General features: G+C 45.7%; 10 protein-coding genes. 3 read left to right on the top strand and 7 right to left on the bottom strand.

Going from position 1 to position 18,447, the window contains the following annotated elements; translation table 11 throughout:
- Positions 1 to 530: 530 nt before the first annotated feature.
- Positions 531 to 4,520, top strand: a complete 3,990-nt coding sequence (gene pulA / locus OO778_RS20185; RefSeq protein ID WP_264912707.1) for a pullulanase-type alpha-1,6-glucosidase — start codon at positions 531 to 533, stop codon at positions 4,518 to 4,520.
- 99 nt (positions 4,521 to 4,619) lie between these two features.
- Here the strand turns inward: pulA and OO778_RS20190 are convergent, their stop codons facing one another.
- The 5 genes from OO778_RS20190 to OO778_RS20210 form a co-directional block, all read right to left on the bottom strand.
- On the bottom strand, positions 4,620 to 6,236 hold the full coding sequence (locus OO778_RS20190; protein WP_074190338.1) for an endonuclease: 1,617 nt from the start codon (positions 6,234 to 6,236) through the stop codon (positions 4,620 to 4,622).
- 332 nt (positions 6,237 to 6,568) lie between these two features.
- On the bottom strand, positions 6,569 to 8,182 hold the full coding sequence (locus OO778_RS20195) for an alpha-amylase family glycosyl hydrolase (protein WP_258615498.1): 1,614 nt from the start codon (positions 8,180 to 8,182) through the stop codon (positions 6,569 to 6,571).
- A 120-nt stretch (positions 8,183 to 8,302) separates the two neighbouring features.
- On the bottom strand, positions 8,303 to 8,809 hold the full coding sequence (locus tag OO778_RS20200; protein WP_074190336.1) for a glycosidase: 507 nt from the start codon (positions 8,807 to 8,809) through the stop codon (positions 8,303 to 8,305).
- A 317-nt stretch (positions 8,810 to 9,126) separates the two neighbouring features.
- On the bottom strand, positions 9,127 to 9,936 hold the full coding sequence (locus tag OO778_RS20205) for a MalM family protein (protein WP_203347817.1): 810 nt from the start codon (positions 9,934 to 9,936) through the stop codon (positions 9,127 to 9,129).
- A 100-nt stretch (positions 9,937 to 10,036) separates the two neighbouring features.
- Entirely contained in the window at positions 10,037 to 11,299 is a 1,263-nt protein-coding gene (locus tag OO778_RS20210; RefSeq protein WP_074190334.1) for a maltoporin, read from the bottom strand.
- A gap of 446 nt (positions 11,300 to 11,745) precedes the next feature.
- Between OO778_RS20210 and glgX the strand changes: the two genes are divergently transcribed.
- Positions 11,746 to 13,737 carry a glycogen debranching protein GlgX gene (gene glgX, locus OO778_RS20215; protein WP_074190333.1) on the top strand — a complete coding sequence of 664 codons (1,992 nt, stop codon included), beginning with the start codon at positions 11,746 to 11,748 and terminating at the stop codon, positions 13,735 to 13,737.
- A gap of 78 nt (positions 13,738 to 13,815) precedes the next feature.
- Here the strand turns inward: glgX and OO778_RS20220 are convergent, their stop codons facing one another.
- Together OO778_RS20220 and OO778_RS20225 are read right to left on the bottom strand one after the other, a co-directional pair.
- Positions 13,816 to 15,186, bottom strand: coding sequence for an L-serine ammonia-lyase (locus OO778_RS20220; protein WP_264912711.1), 1,371 nt, complete (start codon positions 15,184 to 15,186; stop codon positions 13,816 to 13,818).
- An 11-nt stretch (positions 15,187 to 15,197) separates the two neighbouring features.
- Positions 15,198 to 16,739, bottom strand: coding sequence for a sodium:solute symporter (locus OO778_RS20225; protein ID WP_074190331.1), 1,542 nt, complete (start codon positions 16,737 to 16,739; stop codon positions 15,198 to 15,200).
- 339 nt (positions 16,740 to 17,078) lie between these two features.
- Here OO778_RS20225 and OO778_RS20230 point away from each other — a divergent pair, with 339 nt between their 5' ends.
- On the top strand, positions 17,079 to 18,374 hold the full coding sequence (locus OO778_RS20230; protein WP_074190330.1) for an MFS transporter: 1,296 nt from the start codon (positions 17,079 to 17,081) through the stop codon (positions 18,372 to 18,374).
- Positions 18,375 to 18,447 lie beyond the last annotated feature (73 nt).

The following is an 18,447-nucleotide window of genomic DNA, read 5'->3' on the forward strand; positions in this document are numbered from 1 at the left end:
TTTCAGGGCCCAATTCATCTCCCTCTCAGGGAAATCTTAAGATTACGCGCCGACATAACGCCGACTACCTTCATTATATAACGACCACTTAGCGAAAATCTGAAGCTTGCCAAGACTTAATGGCGGTATTTTATTCAATATCACTGCAACTTATTTTTAATTAAAAAATATCGCTGCGATTTTTATAGAACTTAATCACGGTTTTGGGGCTGAGATATTCTCCTCCCCTATCATCCCCCCTTGCTCCTCCTATAAAAATTCACATTTTAATGATGTGCAGAAGCTCTCACTATGCGTCTGTTTTATTATTTAATTTGTGAACAAAATCGACTGTGACAGAAAATTTTCACTTGTAAAAAACTTAACTGCCTGCTCTCACATTTTGCTGATGATTCAGTGTATTAGCATCTAGTTGAACATTTCCTTTTTCGGCATCTGCCTTTCTAGCGTGTGCGAAACCTTCTTGATGACTGAGTCAGCGAAGGCAGCGCGCAGCTCAATATCAATTCAATAACAATGGATTTGTAAACGTGGACAATAAGACATTTAAATTATCAACAATTGCCAAAACCGTACTGCCTTTGATTTCCGTCGCAGTCATCAGCGGTTGTGGTAGTGATAGCACGAACGAAGATACGACGAACCCAGGCTCAGGCTTGTACCCTGCGGGAGAGAACGAGGTCGTCATTTATTACAAACGCGACGTGGCGTCCGCTTCAACGGCCAGCGACTACGAAGGTTGGGGCTTGCACCTGTGGAACGGTGAAGGCTGTACCAGCACAGATTTAGACGCAATGGGCATTCCTGGCACAGGAACGGATTGGTCGGCACCGCATCCATTCGATGGCATCAACGACACCTACGGTGCTTACTACGTACTGAAAGTGAACCCAGATGCCTCTGACCCACACGAATGCATGAACTTCATTCTGCACAAAGGTGATGAGAAAGCATTCGGCAGTGCAAACTCAAAAGTGGAGCTGACGAAAATCGGCGAATCTAAAGGGTTGTTTGGCTTCCACGGCAGCAGTGAGCTTTACTACGAGCCAATCGAAGAACGCCCTGTTGATATTGATGGTCAAAAAGCGCATTGGCTAGATGCCAACACCATCGCGTGGGAAGCGGCGGCCAATGCGGATTCCATGAAGCTGTTCTACAGCCTCAGCAACGATATTAAAATGGATGAAGACAAGCAAATCTCCGGTGGCACGGCGGTTGAGTTGACGAAAGCAGGTGATTTATCTGATGGTCTGAAATCACGCTTCCGTCACCTTGCTAGCCTCCAAGCTGCAGGCATTGATGTCGATGACGCGACTCTACGCACGATCCTGAAATCACAAATCGTTATGGTAGCTTACAACGCAAATGGTGACGTCATTTCTGCAACTGAAGTGCAAAAGCCGGGCGTTCTCGATGCAGTATTTGCCGATTCCAAGGCAGGTAACGCGATTGGTCAAGAACTCGGCGCAATTGTGGAAGGCGGTGCCGCAACCTTCAAACTATGGGCACCAACTGCCCAAGATGTTGATCTGATAATCTACGATGAAAACTTAGCAGAAGAAGCGACCGTTGCCATGACGGAAGACCCAGCAACAGGTATCTGGGTTTCTGAGGCACAAAGCAACGTTGTCAACAAATACTATCGCTACCAAGTTAAGGTATACCACCCAACAACTGGCGTCGTTGAAACGCGTTTGGTAACAGACCCATATTCAATGAGCTTGTCTAAGAACTCACGATACTCGCAAGTGGTTGATTTAGATGATCCAAGCTTAATGCCTCAAGATTGGAAAAACTACGCGCGCCCAACGGTTAAAAAAGACGAAGACCATGTCCTTTACGAGTCACACATTCGTGATTTTAGCTTTAATGACAGCAAAGGCACGCCAAGTCTTGATGGCAAATATCTTGCCCTTACAGAACCTGAGCGTGAGTCTGTATCTCACTTACAAGCTTTAAAAGACGCTGGCCTAACAACGCTACATATCCTGCCAGCATTTGATATTGCAACCGTGGATGAAGACGCTGACCAGCGAGTCGATATCACCGACACCGTGGGTAAACTTTGTGGCATCAAGCCAGAAGCCTCCATTTGTGAGACCGAAGACGACGGCAAAGTGATTGAAGAGGTATTAAACAGCTACGACCCAACAACGGGCAAAGCACAAGCGTTGATGAACGATCTTCGCATGCTAGACAGCTTCAACTGGGGTTACGACCCATACCACTACACCGTGCCAGAAGGCAGTTATGCGACCGATCCTAACGGGTCTAAGCGTATTCTTGAGTTCCGCGAAATGGTTCAAGCGACGCATAAAATGGATCTGAAACTGGTCATGGACGTCGTGTACAACCACACAAATGCATCTGGTGTGAACGAAAAATCAGTACTGGATAAAATTGTCCCTGGGTACTACCACCGCCTAAACGTCAACACTGGCGGCGTAGAAAACTCAACCTGTTGTGATAACACCGCAACCGAGAACCTAATGATGGGTAAACTGATGGTTGACTCATTGATGGTGTGGGCGGATGACTATAAAGTCGATGGTTTCCGTTTTGACCTTATGGGCCACCAGCCGAAAGATGTCATGGTTTACGCACTTGAAAAAGTCCGTGAAATTGATCCGAATACTTTATTCTACGGCGAAGGCTGGGACTTCGGTGAAGTCGCGCAAAACGCTCGCTTCGATCAAGCGACACAAGTCAACATGGCGGGGACAGAAATCGGTACTTTCTCTGATCGTCTGCGTGACGCAGTTCGTGGCGGAAGCCCGTTTGATGGCGGTGTAGATTCAGAAGGTAAGCACCCACTTCGCTTCAACCAAGGCTTTGGTAACGCTGCTTACCCGAACGAAGAAACCAAAACTGACGCAGAATCTGTGAATGGCCGTCTACACAACCAAGATCTGGTTCGTCTAGGTATGGCTGGTAACTTAGCTGACTACGTCCTTCTGGATTACAAAGGCGAAACCAAACTTGGTAAGAATGTTGATTACAATGGTGCTCCAGCAGGCTACACAAAAGTGCCATCAGAGAACATTTCCTACGTGTCTAAGCACGATAACCAAACGCTGTGGGACAACAACGCTTACAAGATTGCGACAGGTACTTCATCTGCTGAGCGAGCACGAATGCAGTCTGTATCACTATCAACGGTGATGCTAGGTCAAGGTATTCCGTTCATTCACATGGGTTCTGAGCTATTGCGCTCTAAGTCAATGCAGCGTGACTCGTACGATTCTGGTGACTGGTTCAACCGTGTATTCTTCGATGGAAGCGACAATAACTGGAACGTTGGTCTACCACGTGAAGACAAAGACGGTGCAAACTGGGAGTTGATCAAAACCATCGTCGGTGACAGCACGACGAAACCAGACTCAACAGACATCGAGCTGACGAAGCAACAATTCCTAGAGCTACTAAAAATCCGCAGTACAAGCGAACTGTTCCGCTTAGACACCGCGCAAGAAGTGATGAATCGTGTTGATTTCCGCAACGTGGGCCAAGACCAAGTAGAAGGCTTGATTGTGATGTCTATCGACGATGGCACATCAGCAGGTGCCGATTTGGATTCGAACTACGATGCTGTCGTGGCCGTTGTGAACTCAACATCAACTGAGAAATCTTTCAAAGTTGCTGGCGCAACTGGTTTCGAGCTGCATGAAGTTCAACAAAACTCTGCGGATGACATCGTGAAAGGTGCAAGCTTCGCCAATGAAACGTTCACAGTACCAGCACTGACAACAGCGGTATTCGTACAGCCACAAGACGGCGCGCAAGGTGCAGGCCTACCAGTAAACACGGACAATAAAGACGTATCGAGCATTCCTCCTTACGGCGAAACTGTGGTTTACGTCAAAGGCACCATGAACGAGTGGTCAGATAGCAGTGACTGGGCGATGACCTTTATTGGCAACGGCATGTACTCTGTAACTGGCGTTCTTGAAGCAGGTGAACACGAGTTCAAATTTGCGGACTCAGGATGGGCAAATCCAAACATCGGTTGTGATGCTGCGGATTTGGCTTCTGGCTCACTAGACTTAGGCTCTGCGGGGAACTGTACGTTGTCTGTCGCTGAAACTGGTAAGTACAACTTCACTCTGAACGCGTTACACGTTCAAGATGAAAGCGTAGAAAAACCTGTCGTTTCAGTGACGAAGTCAGCAGATGCACCAACGTTCGGTGAAACAGCACTTTACCTACGTGGCACTATCACCACATGGGATACTCCAGCGCAAGACTCAACTGCGAAGTTCAGCTATGTAGCAAATGACGTTTACTCGCTAGACATTGACCTAGCGGCGGGCAACTACGAGATGAAAGTGGCGAGCGCAGACTGGGCAGCAGACACCAACTTCGGTGGCGAAGGTAGTGTTGAGCTTGGTAAAGCGCTAACGATGGAAGTCGGTGGCGGTAGTGCAAACCTGAAAATTGCGATTGCAGAAGCGGGAAATTACAACTTCCACTTCAACGCGGCTGACAAGTCGGCGCCAATCGTGACGGTAACGAAAAACTAGTTTCATTTAAAAACATCCGTAATGAAAAAGGGGAAGCATCACGCTTCCCCTTTGTTTTGTTGGCATCACTAAATGGTGGATACCAAAATCAAAAAGGTGTTAGTTTCCCCAAATCTGTTCAACAAACTCAGGATGATCAATGAATGGATTGCGATTGCCCTGAAACTCAAACACTTGTTGATTGCGGTTTTGTTCTTTTTCACTAACGGGATCATTTTTGTGCCAACGTTTCAGCATGTTTAACATCCAAGGTTCAAAAACCGTTGAACTTGAACCATCAAGGACAGCATCCGCATTACTTGAGTTACCTTCCCAGTTACCTACAACATTTTCATAGCGGGTTGCCATGTAGAAATAGGCACGAGCAAAGTCGCCTTTGAACTCATCGATCGGCTCAAACACCGTACCGGAATAACCTAGGCTAGTACTTGCTTGACCAAGTTTAGAACCATTACTAGACACGTACGTCGCGGTGGCAACTTCACCAAATGGCCAGTTACTGCGCTTCGCGTTCACATAGCCATCGGTCGCAAACAAATGGTGACCATCTGAGTTCATCGGTTCAACTTTGCCGCCAAACCAGCTTTTCGGGAACGAGTGTTCACGGTTGTAGCAATCCCCTTCTTGGCTATATTGACCACATTGGTCTGTCACTTTCGTGAAGCTGATAGCATCACTGCCCGCAGGTTTCTCTGAATACATATCGAGAATAGAGCCATCATTTTCGTAATAGCGATCAATATCAGCATCTTTTACCAAGGTCCACACCGCAGAATAACCTCGGCTAGTGTGGTTGTTGATGATGTTAAACAGCGCCGTTTTTAGAGCGTAGCCCGTCTTGCCAGACGCCGCTTGGTAGTAACCATCAACCACTGGTGGGCTCGTGGTTGAGTCACCTAACGTAAAGTCGGTGGTTTCGCTTTTCGCAAATTCAGCGCCAGAAGCAAGAGTCTTATCTCCCACCTTCAACGCGTAAGACCCCGAACCATTGCCACAGCAAATGCCGTCGCCATAGCTGTCTTGAATCGTAAATTGGTAGTTACCATCGGCTAAACACATGGTCTTTTCAACAGTGGTTGACGACTCATACCCCTGACCAGAGAAAAGCACTTGCGCTTGGCTATTTTTCAACTCCCAGCTAGTTTCTGAGCCATAGTTGTCCGTCGTGAGTGTAAGAAGCACTTCATGATCACTACAACTTTCTACAGGAGGTTGTGTACTTGTCTCGGTCGGTTGAAAATTATCGATGTAGACAACTTCTGAGCCGTCAAAACCGGCCTCGTCATAAAAACGCAACCCGACATTGATGGTCTTGTTCGAACTCGCAGTATAGTTATGCGCCAGCTCTTGCCACTGGTTTACCTGCTGCGGATCTGAGTAATTGTGATAACCATCAACCACCAGACGTGCTTTTACATTTCCTTCGGTGTGATAAACCGAGACAGAAAACGGATAGGTTTTCCCTTGCTCCACATTAATGGTTTGCAAAAGGTCAGTGTTGCTTTGGGTACCTGTATTCACGACGACTTGAGCAGCCAGGCCGCCCGATTTGATTTGTTCGCTGCTTGGCGACACCGCGATGCCAGCGTCAATCACTGACCACTGCGTAGGCGCACTGCCATTCCACTGTTCAAAGTCACCATTGAGAATTTGGCTATATGCAAGCGGAGAGCTAATAACAGCAAGAAGACAGAGGGGTTTCGTTATGGATTTCATTATACTTTTCCATTAGTTATGTAAATCCCAAACACGATAAACATATTAGTAAGGCATAAGTAATCCTTCGGTCACACTTTTACGTTGCACAAGTGTTAATTTACTTTTTAATGTGCAGCTTATCTCACAAATATCTACCTGCCGAAAACAAACGCCAATGCAAAAAGCGAAGCAACCTGTTGGCTACATCGTTGGAAAACCATTAAGGGAAAAGTAAAACGGACGGAAAAAAGCCAAGTGTGCGCCTATGGGGGGTCAGCAACAACACTTGGCTTGTGTATGAGAAAAGCTTCTGGTCAGCTCAACTGATGAGCGGTGATTCTGGATACTTCCTAGGGTGTAACCGCAAAGAATCGACCTTGTAATGGCGACATCGGAATTTGATATTGACCATTGCTTGGCGTAATTTTTTCATTCGTGAGCAGATCCACCAACTCACCAGTACTAACACTTTCCTGATTAAGAATAATTGTTCTCGCGCTTTTCGAAGTGTTTAGCGCAAACAGTACTTTGTCTGTACCAGATTGTTTCAAGTCCACATAACTGCCGTTACTCGCAACTAAATTCGTGCGTGACCCCTGATACAATGCTGGGTGCGCACTGCGCATCGTCATCAGCGATTTCACGTAAGCTTTGAGATCGGCTTGGTTTGCGTCAAGTGTCGCCGTCACACCTTCAATTTTTGCACTGCTGCGCGCAACGTGATCATCGCACAAACCTTGAATGGCGCAGGTGTTGTTGTCTTCTTTTGCGGCAAAACCATCCACTTGATCCCCGATTTCATCACCGTAGAACAACGTGATTGGCCCGGTGTACGCAGCTTGGAAGGCAAACGCGGCTTTATGGCGTAACCAATATTCTGCATCATTCACATCCGCCAAGTTTCCGCGTTGCAACAAGTCACCAAAGCGTACTAAATCATGGTTGCCGATCATCAAATTCGGCTGCGCATGCGTTGGATATTGGTTGTGTGTGCTATAGCCGTTGTCTAGCCAATCCACACCGCGACCACCCACGCCACTCTCGTTCACGGCCAGTGTTTCTACGATGCGATAGCGCATCGGGAAGTCAAATGCAGAGCACAATGCTGGATCGCTGTTCGATCCATACGCCTCATTCGCGATCTCAGACTCCCCTTTCCAAATCTCTGCCACCATGTAACCCAACGGATTCACTTGTTCACCTTTGCTATTGGTGTACGTCACACTTTGTGAGGCTTCATCGACAGCTTTACGAAGTTGTGTCCAAGCGTCTGTCGGAACTTGATAGGCTTGATCTAAACGCCAACCGTCAATTTTGAGTTCTTTGATCCAATACGTCGCCACCTCTTTGTAGAAATCGAGACTGGCCGGATAATCAACCGGGTTGCTTGATCCAGATGGCAGCAAACCGGAAGGTGAGGGTTTGATCAAACCATCTTTGTGATGACCAAATACGCCATCAAAAAACACGTATAAACCGCGCTTGTGTGCTTCTTCGACTAGAGTTTTCGCGGTCGCTAAATCACCAAATTTTGGGTCGATCTTAAAGTAATCTGTCGCAAAATAGCCCGTGGCGTCCAAACGATCGGCCCAGTGATCTTGTCCTGCTATCGCTTCAGACTCAAAAATCGGCGTCAACCAAATCGCGTTCATCCCTAAATCTTGGATGTAATCAAGTGAATCAATCACCCCTTGCAAATCGCCATTATGGTGACTGGTGCCATAGCCCGTACCGTGACCAATGCTTGCATCACCATCCACAAAACTCTCGACCATGATTTGATAAGTACGAAGTTGGTTACTTTGCTCCATGACATTGGCTTGGCAAGCATAACTGGTATCCGGTAGCGGAGTGCTGCTATTAGTATCGCCACCACCAGAAGAATTACACGCAGATAAAGCACCAATCACACTTAACGCAAGCAGCGATCGATACAGGCGATGGTTACGTCGGACGTTACGCATTTTACTCTCCCTAACTTACTCAAGTTAAATAAAAACATTTGAGTAATAAAATTAACCCCAACATGCTTCCCATGTAGGAGTTAATAAATAAAAATAGATTTTAAATAACTTAATGGAATATTATTGACACTTATTTACCATAACATGAAGAGGTTTGCCTTTTCCTTCAAATTGAAGGCTCCAAACATATTTCCCGTCTTCTTTAATATCAACTGAAGTATCTGTACCGTAACCACCAAATGTTAATGGTGTTAATTCTCCAACGTTCATTCGATTGCCTTTTGCGGTAAATTGTGGGAACCACAATTCGGTCGCATACTGCATTTTGTAGGAACCTACTTTTTCCTGAACCACAGCTTGGTAGAAGTTATTTCCTTTGTAGGTATATTGACGTTGAGGCACGTGTTTCCAGTCGGAATCCGCAAACGTACCCACCACAAACAATGGTTTAGAAATTGGTCCTTTCGCCGTGCTATCTGGGTTGTCACACGCTTTCATGAAAGCAACCACTTCGTCTTGAGGCATATTCACAACAGGCTCTGCGGCCGCTTCTGGTTCTGCTGTCGATTGACAACCCACTAAGGCAACAAGTAGGGCAGCAGCAAGAGAGGTCTTCATCATGTTCATTTCACGTAATTCCTTTTTAGTATATCCAAAGCAAAATAAACTCAACGTTTAAAAGAAATATTAATCGTTATTAAAATGGAAATATCAAACGCTAAATAAATAGAGTCGGGTTGCGAATTTAAATTACTTCGAGAAGTTCATTTATTTCCTAAGTACAAAAAATAAGTTAGGAGCTGTCAATAATTATTGATCTAACCAATATAAAAAACAAAACAATAAAAATAATTATGTGAATAAGATAACTCTATGTAGGGGTATTTTTATTGGTTTATATTCTATGAAAAAAGGCCAGCATTTTGCTGGCCTTTTATATTCAATTATTTTTTATTTACGGCTTTCACAAACACTTGTTGCGCACCTTCAATACCCAGTTCTTTTGCTTCATCGAGCAAGGTGAGTGCTTTCGGAATATCGTTCGCTGCGACTGCCGCTTCAATTGAGCTGTGATAGTAGCTAGTGAGATCCGTACCTTGAGGAATGTTGTCGTTTTTCGCAACAATCTTGGTATTCACGATATCATTTGCGGATACCGACAAACGGAACTGACCCAGTGGGCTGTGTTTCGCTAAAGGGTCTGCAATATCTGGCGGCTGAGTGTGGCGCGCCATGGCGAAGGCTTTTGCAGGATGCAGAACTTGCGTACTGCCTTTTAGATCAGCGGAAGTCGTGTACACCAATACATGCAGATCGTTACCTGTCATGTCTGGAATCACATTGAGATCAAGTACGAATTTATCGTTGTCCAACAGTTTTGCTGGTTCGTACTTAAACTTTGAGAAATCGGCTTGGTAAATGGTTTCTCCTGCCGAGTTCATCACTGCGATATTAGGAGCATAAAATTGAAGTTCTTTACTTACGAATGTCTCTAATTTGATATCGAGACTGCCACGGTTGCCCGGAAGAGCAAACGCTGCAATAGCGCCAGCACTGTTACCATCCAACAGCATTTGGCTTTTATCAGTCAAAGCGAATTCAGTAACCACAGGTACATCAACCGTTACCCATTGAATATCACCCGATTGAGTGATCACTTGTTGCTGACCTTTTGGACTCATCTCTACTTGTTCTACAGACGCACAACCAGTAGCCAACATGCCCAGCAGTACGGGAGCAAGCCATTTTTTCATTACTGTCTACCTCGACTCTTTATTGTTTTTTAAATAAATACAGCCAGATAAGTTCTGGCTGTATCATTCTAGGACAATTTAGGACTTAGTGGTTAGATGATTACCACCAAGCTTCAGCTTGTACACCGAATTGAAACGTATCGTCTGAACGACCGTTGTCAAATGCGTTTGAGTTGTCGTCTTTATCAGCCGTTAGGTAAGACGCGTAAACGCGGATTTCAGGACGAGCCCAGAAGCTAGAGCCAGCAGACCATGCTTGAGCAACAGTAAACTTGGTGTATGAGTCTGTAGCACCATCTAGGTCATCTGAGCCGTAACCAGCTTCAAAGATAGTTTTGTGGTTGTCATCCCATTTGTACATAGGGCGAACAACAACTGACATGGTCTCTAACTTATCCATGCTACTCCACATATCCTCACCTACTGCGTATACTAGTTGGTGACCCATTTCCCAGCTGTCACCCATACCGATTACACCCCAGTTGATTAGGCGGTAACCTGAAGCGCCATCAGCAGCTTCTGCGCCGTACCAGTTACCACCACCATAGTATGCCATCGTTTTTGAGTAGCCTTCTGTACCGTACTGGATAGCCGTTTTGTTAAATCCAGAAGATAGACCTTGAGTTAGCTCAGCAGTTAGCATAACGCCATCTTGAGCTGCTTTTGCTCCAGCTGATGCATCGTCTGTCTCGTTGATCATTGCGTAAGCCGCACCAAGCTCAAGCGAGCCATTTTCCCATACAGGAAGACCAGCATAGCGCACATCAAATGTATTTACGTTTACAGCTCCGCCATTGTTACCTTCATCTGGTGTATCACCATCAGGATTCCAAGGTGGAGTATCATTACGGTCGTTACGTACCCATGCAAAAGATAGTTTGCCTGGGCCAGCTTCGATGTTCTCAATACCAGCACCTGCACCGGACATATCCCAGTAGTAGAAGTCAGAGATATGGATGTCGTGACGTTGGTAGTAACGTTTACCTGCCCATAGAGTCGCTTCTGGCGCGAAATCTAGAATGCCTTTAGCTTGAACGTTGAACTGACGCAGCGCAAATTTAGCGTCATCATCTTCTGTTGACTCCCAGTCGTTAGAACCATTAGAGGTCATTGCTACCATTGAGTCTACATAGAACGTTTTACCATTGTTGTTGTATACTTCTTTACCTAGTTGAATCTCACCATAAACATCACTTTCATTACCTAGACGACCGATCTGACTCTTTTTGAAATCGATTTGTTGACCACCGTCAGCGTTCACGCCAACGCCAGCACGCATGTAACCGTGGAAATCCACTGCGAACGCAGAACCAGCAGCTAAAGTTGCAGCCACAGCAGCAGCAATTGCACTTACTTTTTTCATTCTTAACTCCATTAAGGGTATTTATAATTCTGTCTTCCCTGCTCACTCTTTTAGGTGAATATAGGCAGTAAAAACACACCTAAAGAAAGAGAGGTAAGATGGGAACGAATCCCCGTTTGTTTCAACAGTTATGAGATTACCCGAGGCGTACAAGGATGACTTCCTCCGCCCCAAACTAATTTAGGGGGGATGAGAAGGGAGTAGAAAATTTACCGAATGGTGTTTTTTCGAGTCAGATCACCAATCTAGGGAGGAATTAGTAAGTTTATTCGGTTTTGAGCCGCTACAAAGTGATAGCCATTTCATATTTTTGACTCTAAGCCGTCACATAAAGTAATTAAATTACATGAATATTTTTATATTTAGGGTGGTTGACCTTAGTAAGACAAAGTTTTTAACTTATAGTTTCCTAAAGGTAGCAATAAATATTAAATAAAGTATCTCCGATGACACGACTTCTCTCTCGCCCTTACCCCTTGGGTGCAACTGTAAATAAAGAAGGTTGTAACTTCTCTATTCACGCACCAGGGAATAAAGACATAAAACTCGCCCTGTTTGCAGACGATGGCAGTTACGCGCTTCATGATTTACCGAATGAATACGCTGGCATACGTCATACTTTTATTCCGGATATTAAGCCGGGGCAAAAATACGGTTACCTTGTCTCCCACAAGGAAGAGCCACTATTAATTTCTGACCCTTACGCAAAGTCAATTGATAAAGCCCTCCACTACCACCCTCCCTACTCTCCAGCCAAAAGTTTCGATATGCCGAAGTGCATCGTTATCGAAGATAATTTTGACTGGCAAGATACGGATCATCCGCGTATACCCAGAGAAGAGATGGTGTTGTTTGAGACACACGTCAAAGGGCTTACCCAACTTCACCCAGAAGTTGAGGACAAGCTGAAGGGGCGCTATTTAGGTCTTGCATCACCTAAAATGCTGGCCTTTTATGAACAGCAAAACATCAACACGCTGCAATTGCTACCTGTCGCTGCGTGTATGCATGAGCCTCACCTACTAGAGATGGAAAAGGTCAACTATTGGGGGTACAACCCTTATCTCTTTATGGTGCCTGATCCGCGCTATGCAGAAAAAGACGCCGTCACAGAGCTCAAAACAACGATTCGAGAACTGCACAAAAACGGCATCGAAGTGATTCTCGACGTAGTTTACAACCACACCGCAGAGGGGGGGGAAGGGCCTACAATTTTTAACCTGAAAGCGCTCGATTCCCGTTTTTACATCAAACATGGCAACCACTTCGCAAATTACACTGGCTGCGGAAACACGGTCGATCTCACCTATCAACCCGCTTTAAATCTTGTAATGGATACATTGCGCTACTGGGTTAGCGAATTTAAAGTCGATGGTTTTCGTTTCGACTTAGCCGCAACGTTAGGGCGTCAAGGCGATGATTACAACCCTGAAGCAGCTTTCTTTAAAGCCGTCGCGCAAGACCCAATTTTGCGTGAAACTAAATTGATTGCCGAACCTTGGGATATTGGTCCAAATGGCTACCAAGTGGGTAACTTTCCATTTGGCTGGAACGAGTGTAATGACAAACTGCGTGATATTTCCCGCAGTTTTTGGCGCGGTGATCAAGGCTATTTAAAAGAGTTTGCCACTCGATTAATGGGCTCTCGTGACATTTATAGTGCAGCGAACTGGCCATACAAACTCACGGTGAATTACATCACGTATCACGATGGCTTCACACTGCAAGATTTAGTGTCTTACAAGCACAAACACAATGAAGCTAATGGCGAAGAAAATCGCGACGGCCACGGTGACAATCGCTCAGAAAACTACGGTGTCGAAGGCGAGACGGAAAATCTGATGATCATCGCCACGCGTGAGAAGCAAAAACGCAACCTTATTGCCAGCTTGCTGTTTGCTTTTGGAATCCCACACATCCTCACTGCTGACGTGCTGTCTCACACCCAAGGCGGTAACAATAATGCCTATTGCCAAGATAACGAAACCAGTTGGCTTAACTGGGGAGAAACGGAGCGTATGCAACATTTCAAAACGTGGATGTCGCAAATGGTCGCCAACCGAAATCAATACATGGTGCCATTTATCCGAGCTTTCAGTGGCGAAAACCGCAATAACAACCGCATTTTCTGGCGCCGAACAGACGGTCGCTTAATGGAGCATGATGATTGGAACCGTTTAAGCTCTGTCGCACTTCACCTTGGCATCGGTAAAGAAGGACAAGAGCTGGTCTATCTCATCAACCAAACTAACGCCACAGCGCGCTTTAAGCTCCCAAATGAGCGAAAGCAAGAATGGGTAACGATCTGCGACACAAACGTACGTAACCTCAACCCAGGACATGCTGAAGGTGAGGTTTTGCTATCACCTACTTCGATGGTGATTTTGCACTATCAACCAAACCAACGCACACCAAAAGGTGAGCAAACGCATAGCTAAATTATAAACGCTCCAAAAAAGCAAAGCCGATGCATCTCTGTGCTTCGGCTTTTTTATTGGTTAGATTTACTTAACTCATTATTCGCAAGGTGGCGCTAGGTGAATCAGAGCCAATCCACCCAGTGACGTTTCGCGGTATTTCTTGTTCATGTCTTTGCCCGTTTGGTACATGGTTTCAATCACCTTATCCAACGAGATCAAACATTTACTATTACGCTTTAATGCCATGCGAGAAGCATTGATCGCTTTCATTGCACCCATTGCATTACGCTCAATACACGGTACTTGCACTAAGCCACCAATTGGGTCACAAGTCATGCCTAGTGAGTGCTCCATGGCAATCTCGGCCGCAATACAAATTTGCTCATTGCTGCCACCACGTAGCGCGGTTAAGCCAGCTGCCGCCATCGAAGAAGACACGCCGACTTCGCCCTGACAACCCACTTCTGCCCCCGAGATAGACGCATTAGTTTTGTACAAGATGCCAATCGCACCGGACACAGCAAGAAAGTCTTTAAGCTGTTTAGTATCGAGCTCTTTGATGAAGCGATGGTAGTACATCAATACCGCTGGAATCACACCCGCCGCACCATTGGTTGGTGATGTCACCACTTGTCCACCAGCCGCGTTTTCTTCACTCACAGCAAAAGCAAACAGGTTAATCCAATCCATGATTTCCATTGGATCGTTTTCGATTGCTGCATTTGCTTCAAGCTTTTTCAGCAAGTTAGGCGCACGGCGGGTCACGTTCAAGCCACCATCCAAGATACCTTCTGTCTCGAAACCGCGCTCCATGCAACGCGTCATCACACGCCAGATCTGTTCTGCGCGTTGATTGATGGCTTCCATATCCTGAAACGCTTGTTCGTTTTTCAGAATCATACCGCCGAGGCTCATGCCATTCTTCTCTGCCTGTGCCAACATTTCGTCTGCACTGGAGAATGGAAACTCAACGTCTACGGGTGAAGTCGCACTGCCATTTTGCAGTTCATCCGCCGTTGCGATGAAACCACCACCAATAGAGTAGTAAGTTTCAGACCCAACCTGATTGCCGTGCGCATCTAACGCAGTAATCGTCATTCCATTCTCATGCAGAGGAAGGTTCTCTTCATGGAACAACATGTCCGTTTTGTAGTTGAATTCGATTTCATGACGGCCATCGACAGACATCATGCCCTCTTCAATCGCCTTGCGCATCGCTTTATTAGCAGAAGCGATTTTGATGGTATCTGGTTTGTTACCCAACAGACCCAAAATCGTTGCGCGGTCTGTATGGTGACCAATCCCCGTTAACGAGAGTGAGCCATATAAATCGACTTGAATACGAACCACTTTTGCCAAGTTCGATTCAATCAAACGAGTGAAGTGGTAACCCGCGATCATTGGACCATTGGTGTGAGAGCTAGAAGGGCCCACACCAATCTTGTAAATATCAAAGATGGACAGCATAAACTTACCTATTACGACAATGCAGCATAAAGCCAATCAGGGAGAACCATACAAGCGGCGATGGTCGCCACAGCGAACATCAATAGCCCGTAATGGCTTGCGGTTGGCTTTGCAAAAAGATGTTTTTGATTATTGATAAAAATTTGTTGCTCGGCAGTCACAGCGCCCCAACGACGGCTCACTAACACACCAAACAAAAGGAAGACAAACGTACCAATTGGCGCGAACCACGGCCAAGCCACGTCGAGATACATGGCAGTAAACACCGCAATCACACTCATGATACTGCCAACGATCACGCCTTTCTCATTGGCTTTCGCCCAGAATAAACCAAGCACGAATGAACCCAATCGGATACCAACGAAGATAGAAGTCAGGCTAGCGATGGTTTTGAGTACCGATTCATTCGATACCGCCAGAAGAGCTGGCACTACCACCATGGCCGCAGCGAGCAAACTCATCTTTCTCGCGACTTTTTCGTAGTGCTCATCATCGGCACTTTTGCGAACGAAACGCTTGTAGATATCGAACGTTGCGACGGTCGCCATCGAGTTGTAGGTCGAATCTAAGGTCGACATTGCGGCCGCTGCCAATGCGGAAATGATCAAACCAACGACGATTGGGTTAGTGTGGTTGAAGACGAAATCCAAAATCACTTCGTTGCTGTTTTCAAACGATTGATCTTGATAGAAAACACTTAGAAGAACACCGAGTACCGCGAAGAACAAGTACACGAAAAACGCACCGTAACCACACAACAGCATCGATTTCTGCGCCGTCTTTTCACATCTCGTCGCTAACGTGCGTTGGATGATCAATTGATTGGTGCCATACACACTCAAATGCAAAAAGCTCACGGCAACCACGCCAGCCCAGAGTGTGGTATCCACGCCCAAATCAAAGTCTAAGTTGATGATATTCAGGTGATCACGAGAAAGATAATCTGCCGCATTAATCTCTGTCATTAGAATGGCAAAGATAGCGATGCTGCCCGCCACCAATAGTGCAGATTGCAACATATCGGTCCAGATAACCGTGGAAATCCCGCCCGCATAGGTATAGCAAGCGGTGAAAATACTAATGTAGATAATGGCTTCAGAAATACTGATAGGCAGAACTTGCACTAAGATCAGCGCCACAGCATACAAAATCACACCCGCAGAGATACATTGAACCACAATGAACACAATCGAGTTGATGGTTCTTGCATACACCCCAAAACGGTGCTCAAGGTATTCATAAATCGAAGTCAGGCCCAGCTTATAGAAGACAGGCACAAAGAAAATGACGGTGAAAAAGATAACGATGGGATAGTTAAGGTGAATACTCATCGCTTCCATGCCAGAGCTATAAACCCAACCAGGCATCCCTACAAACGTCATCGCACTAATGTAAGTCGCAAGTATCGAAACACCCGCCGTAAACCAGCCAAATTGCTTTCCACCCGTGGAAAAGTCGCCACCATTGCTGTAACGCTTATTCACTAAATAGCTGATTAGTATGGTGATTAACACGTATAACGCAATCACCACAAAACTTGAGTACGTAACCATTTCAGGTTTTCCATAATTCTGGGTGCTAATTATTTGTGCTTGGATATTACTTTAAAAAAGCATATCTAAACGATAATCCCGCCATAACTGTGACTATAATCACCAATATAGACGGTTATATATTCAAAAACGCCAAAAAGACCGATTTAATGAGACTCCCATCACTAAAAATTACTAATTGGGTACGCATTCATTTTAAAATTGATATTGATCACGGATCTAATGACCTTAAAAAAACTATGATTCACCACGACACGAAATCGAAGATGATCCCAATAAGATCGTGTTCTTTAAGTTTGAATAGCAACAAATCCTAAGTGAAATAGAGGTTTATCGGTCATGAATGCCAAAAGACACATGAGCGAAGTTCCTATGATTCAAAGGGTAGCTGCCTATCTAGCGATACTGGTTGGTTACTTTTTTTATTGTTATAACTTTGTAATTATTGACTACGTACGCCCATACATCGTTGAAGCGTATGATGGTATTAGCCTGTCAGACACTGCCCAGTTCTATACATGGCAGTCGGTTGGTGCACTTATCGGTGCATTGAGCTGTGCTTGGTTCGCAACAAAATTTGGTAAGAAATCCACTCTTATTACCATCACAGCCCTAAACGGTGGCGCAACGATCATCAATATGATGTTCACCGACTACACAACATGGGCAGCAATGCGTTTCATCATTGGTTTGTCACTGGGTGGTTACTTCACCGTGGCAGTGAGCCTGATGATCGGCCTATTTACGCCAACGGTACGTGGTAAGTTGACGGCATTCGCGTCTTCTATGTTCTCTGTAGCACTGATGGTAATGGGTGCGTATGCAGCATTTATTGCAAGCATCGATGCACCATGGGAAAGCCTAATGCTTGTAGGTGGTATCCCACCATTGGCAGCCGCTGTTGTCATGATCTTTGTACTACCTAGCGACAGCAAAGTGATCGCTTACGGTGAAGAAGAGCAAGCAAAAGCAGAAGAATCAGATGCACCAGCGAAAAAAGGCTCTTGGGGCGAAATGCTAAGCAAGCCTTACCGTAAGATCACATTAACGTGTCTATTACTGGCTGGCCTTAACTTCTACGGTTTCCAATTCTTTGGTGGCTTCGTAACCACTTACCTACGTGATGTACGTATGTTCGACGCTGCAACCATCGGTCTCATCTTCTCTATCTCAGCATTTGGTTCACTGTTTGGTGCGTGGGTCTGGGGTTGGGCAGCTGACAAATTCGGTCGTAAGGTGAACGCATTTGGCTTCATCCTAGCGGGCATCATGGTTTCAATCTTCTTTGTTGCACCTGGCGACATGGTGATTGGCGGCCTAAACATGCTGGCTCTACTCGGTCTGATTTACAACTTCGGTCTGTCTTCTTCAGCGGTATGGGGTGGTTACTTCTCAGAACTGTTCCCAGCACACCTACGTAGCTACGGCGCGGCGCTATTCCACGGCGGTCGTATCCTCGGTATGTGGGCACCAATGGTACTTATCTTCATCCAAGAGCGTACCGACCTACAAACCGCAATGTGGGGTTCACCAATCGTATGGATCCTTGCTGGTCTTCTATGGCTATCACTGCCAGAGACACTAAAAGACGGCGTGTACGATAAGAGCAAAAAAGCCGAAGCAGCAAAAGCGTAACTGAATTTCAAAAACTCCGGCTGGCTCCCCGGCCGGATGAAAAAACTTAATTTCGAGTCCTGTTCCCAAAGCC

This window comes from Vibrio sp. STUT-A16, assembly GCF_026000495.1.
Classification (GTDB): domain Bacteria; phylum Pseudomonadota; class Gammaproteobacteria; order Enterobacterales; family Vibrionaceae; genus Vibrio; species Vibrio diabolicus.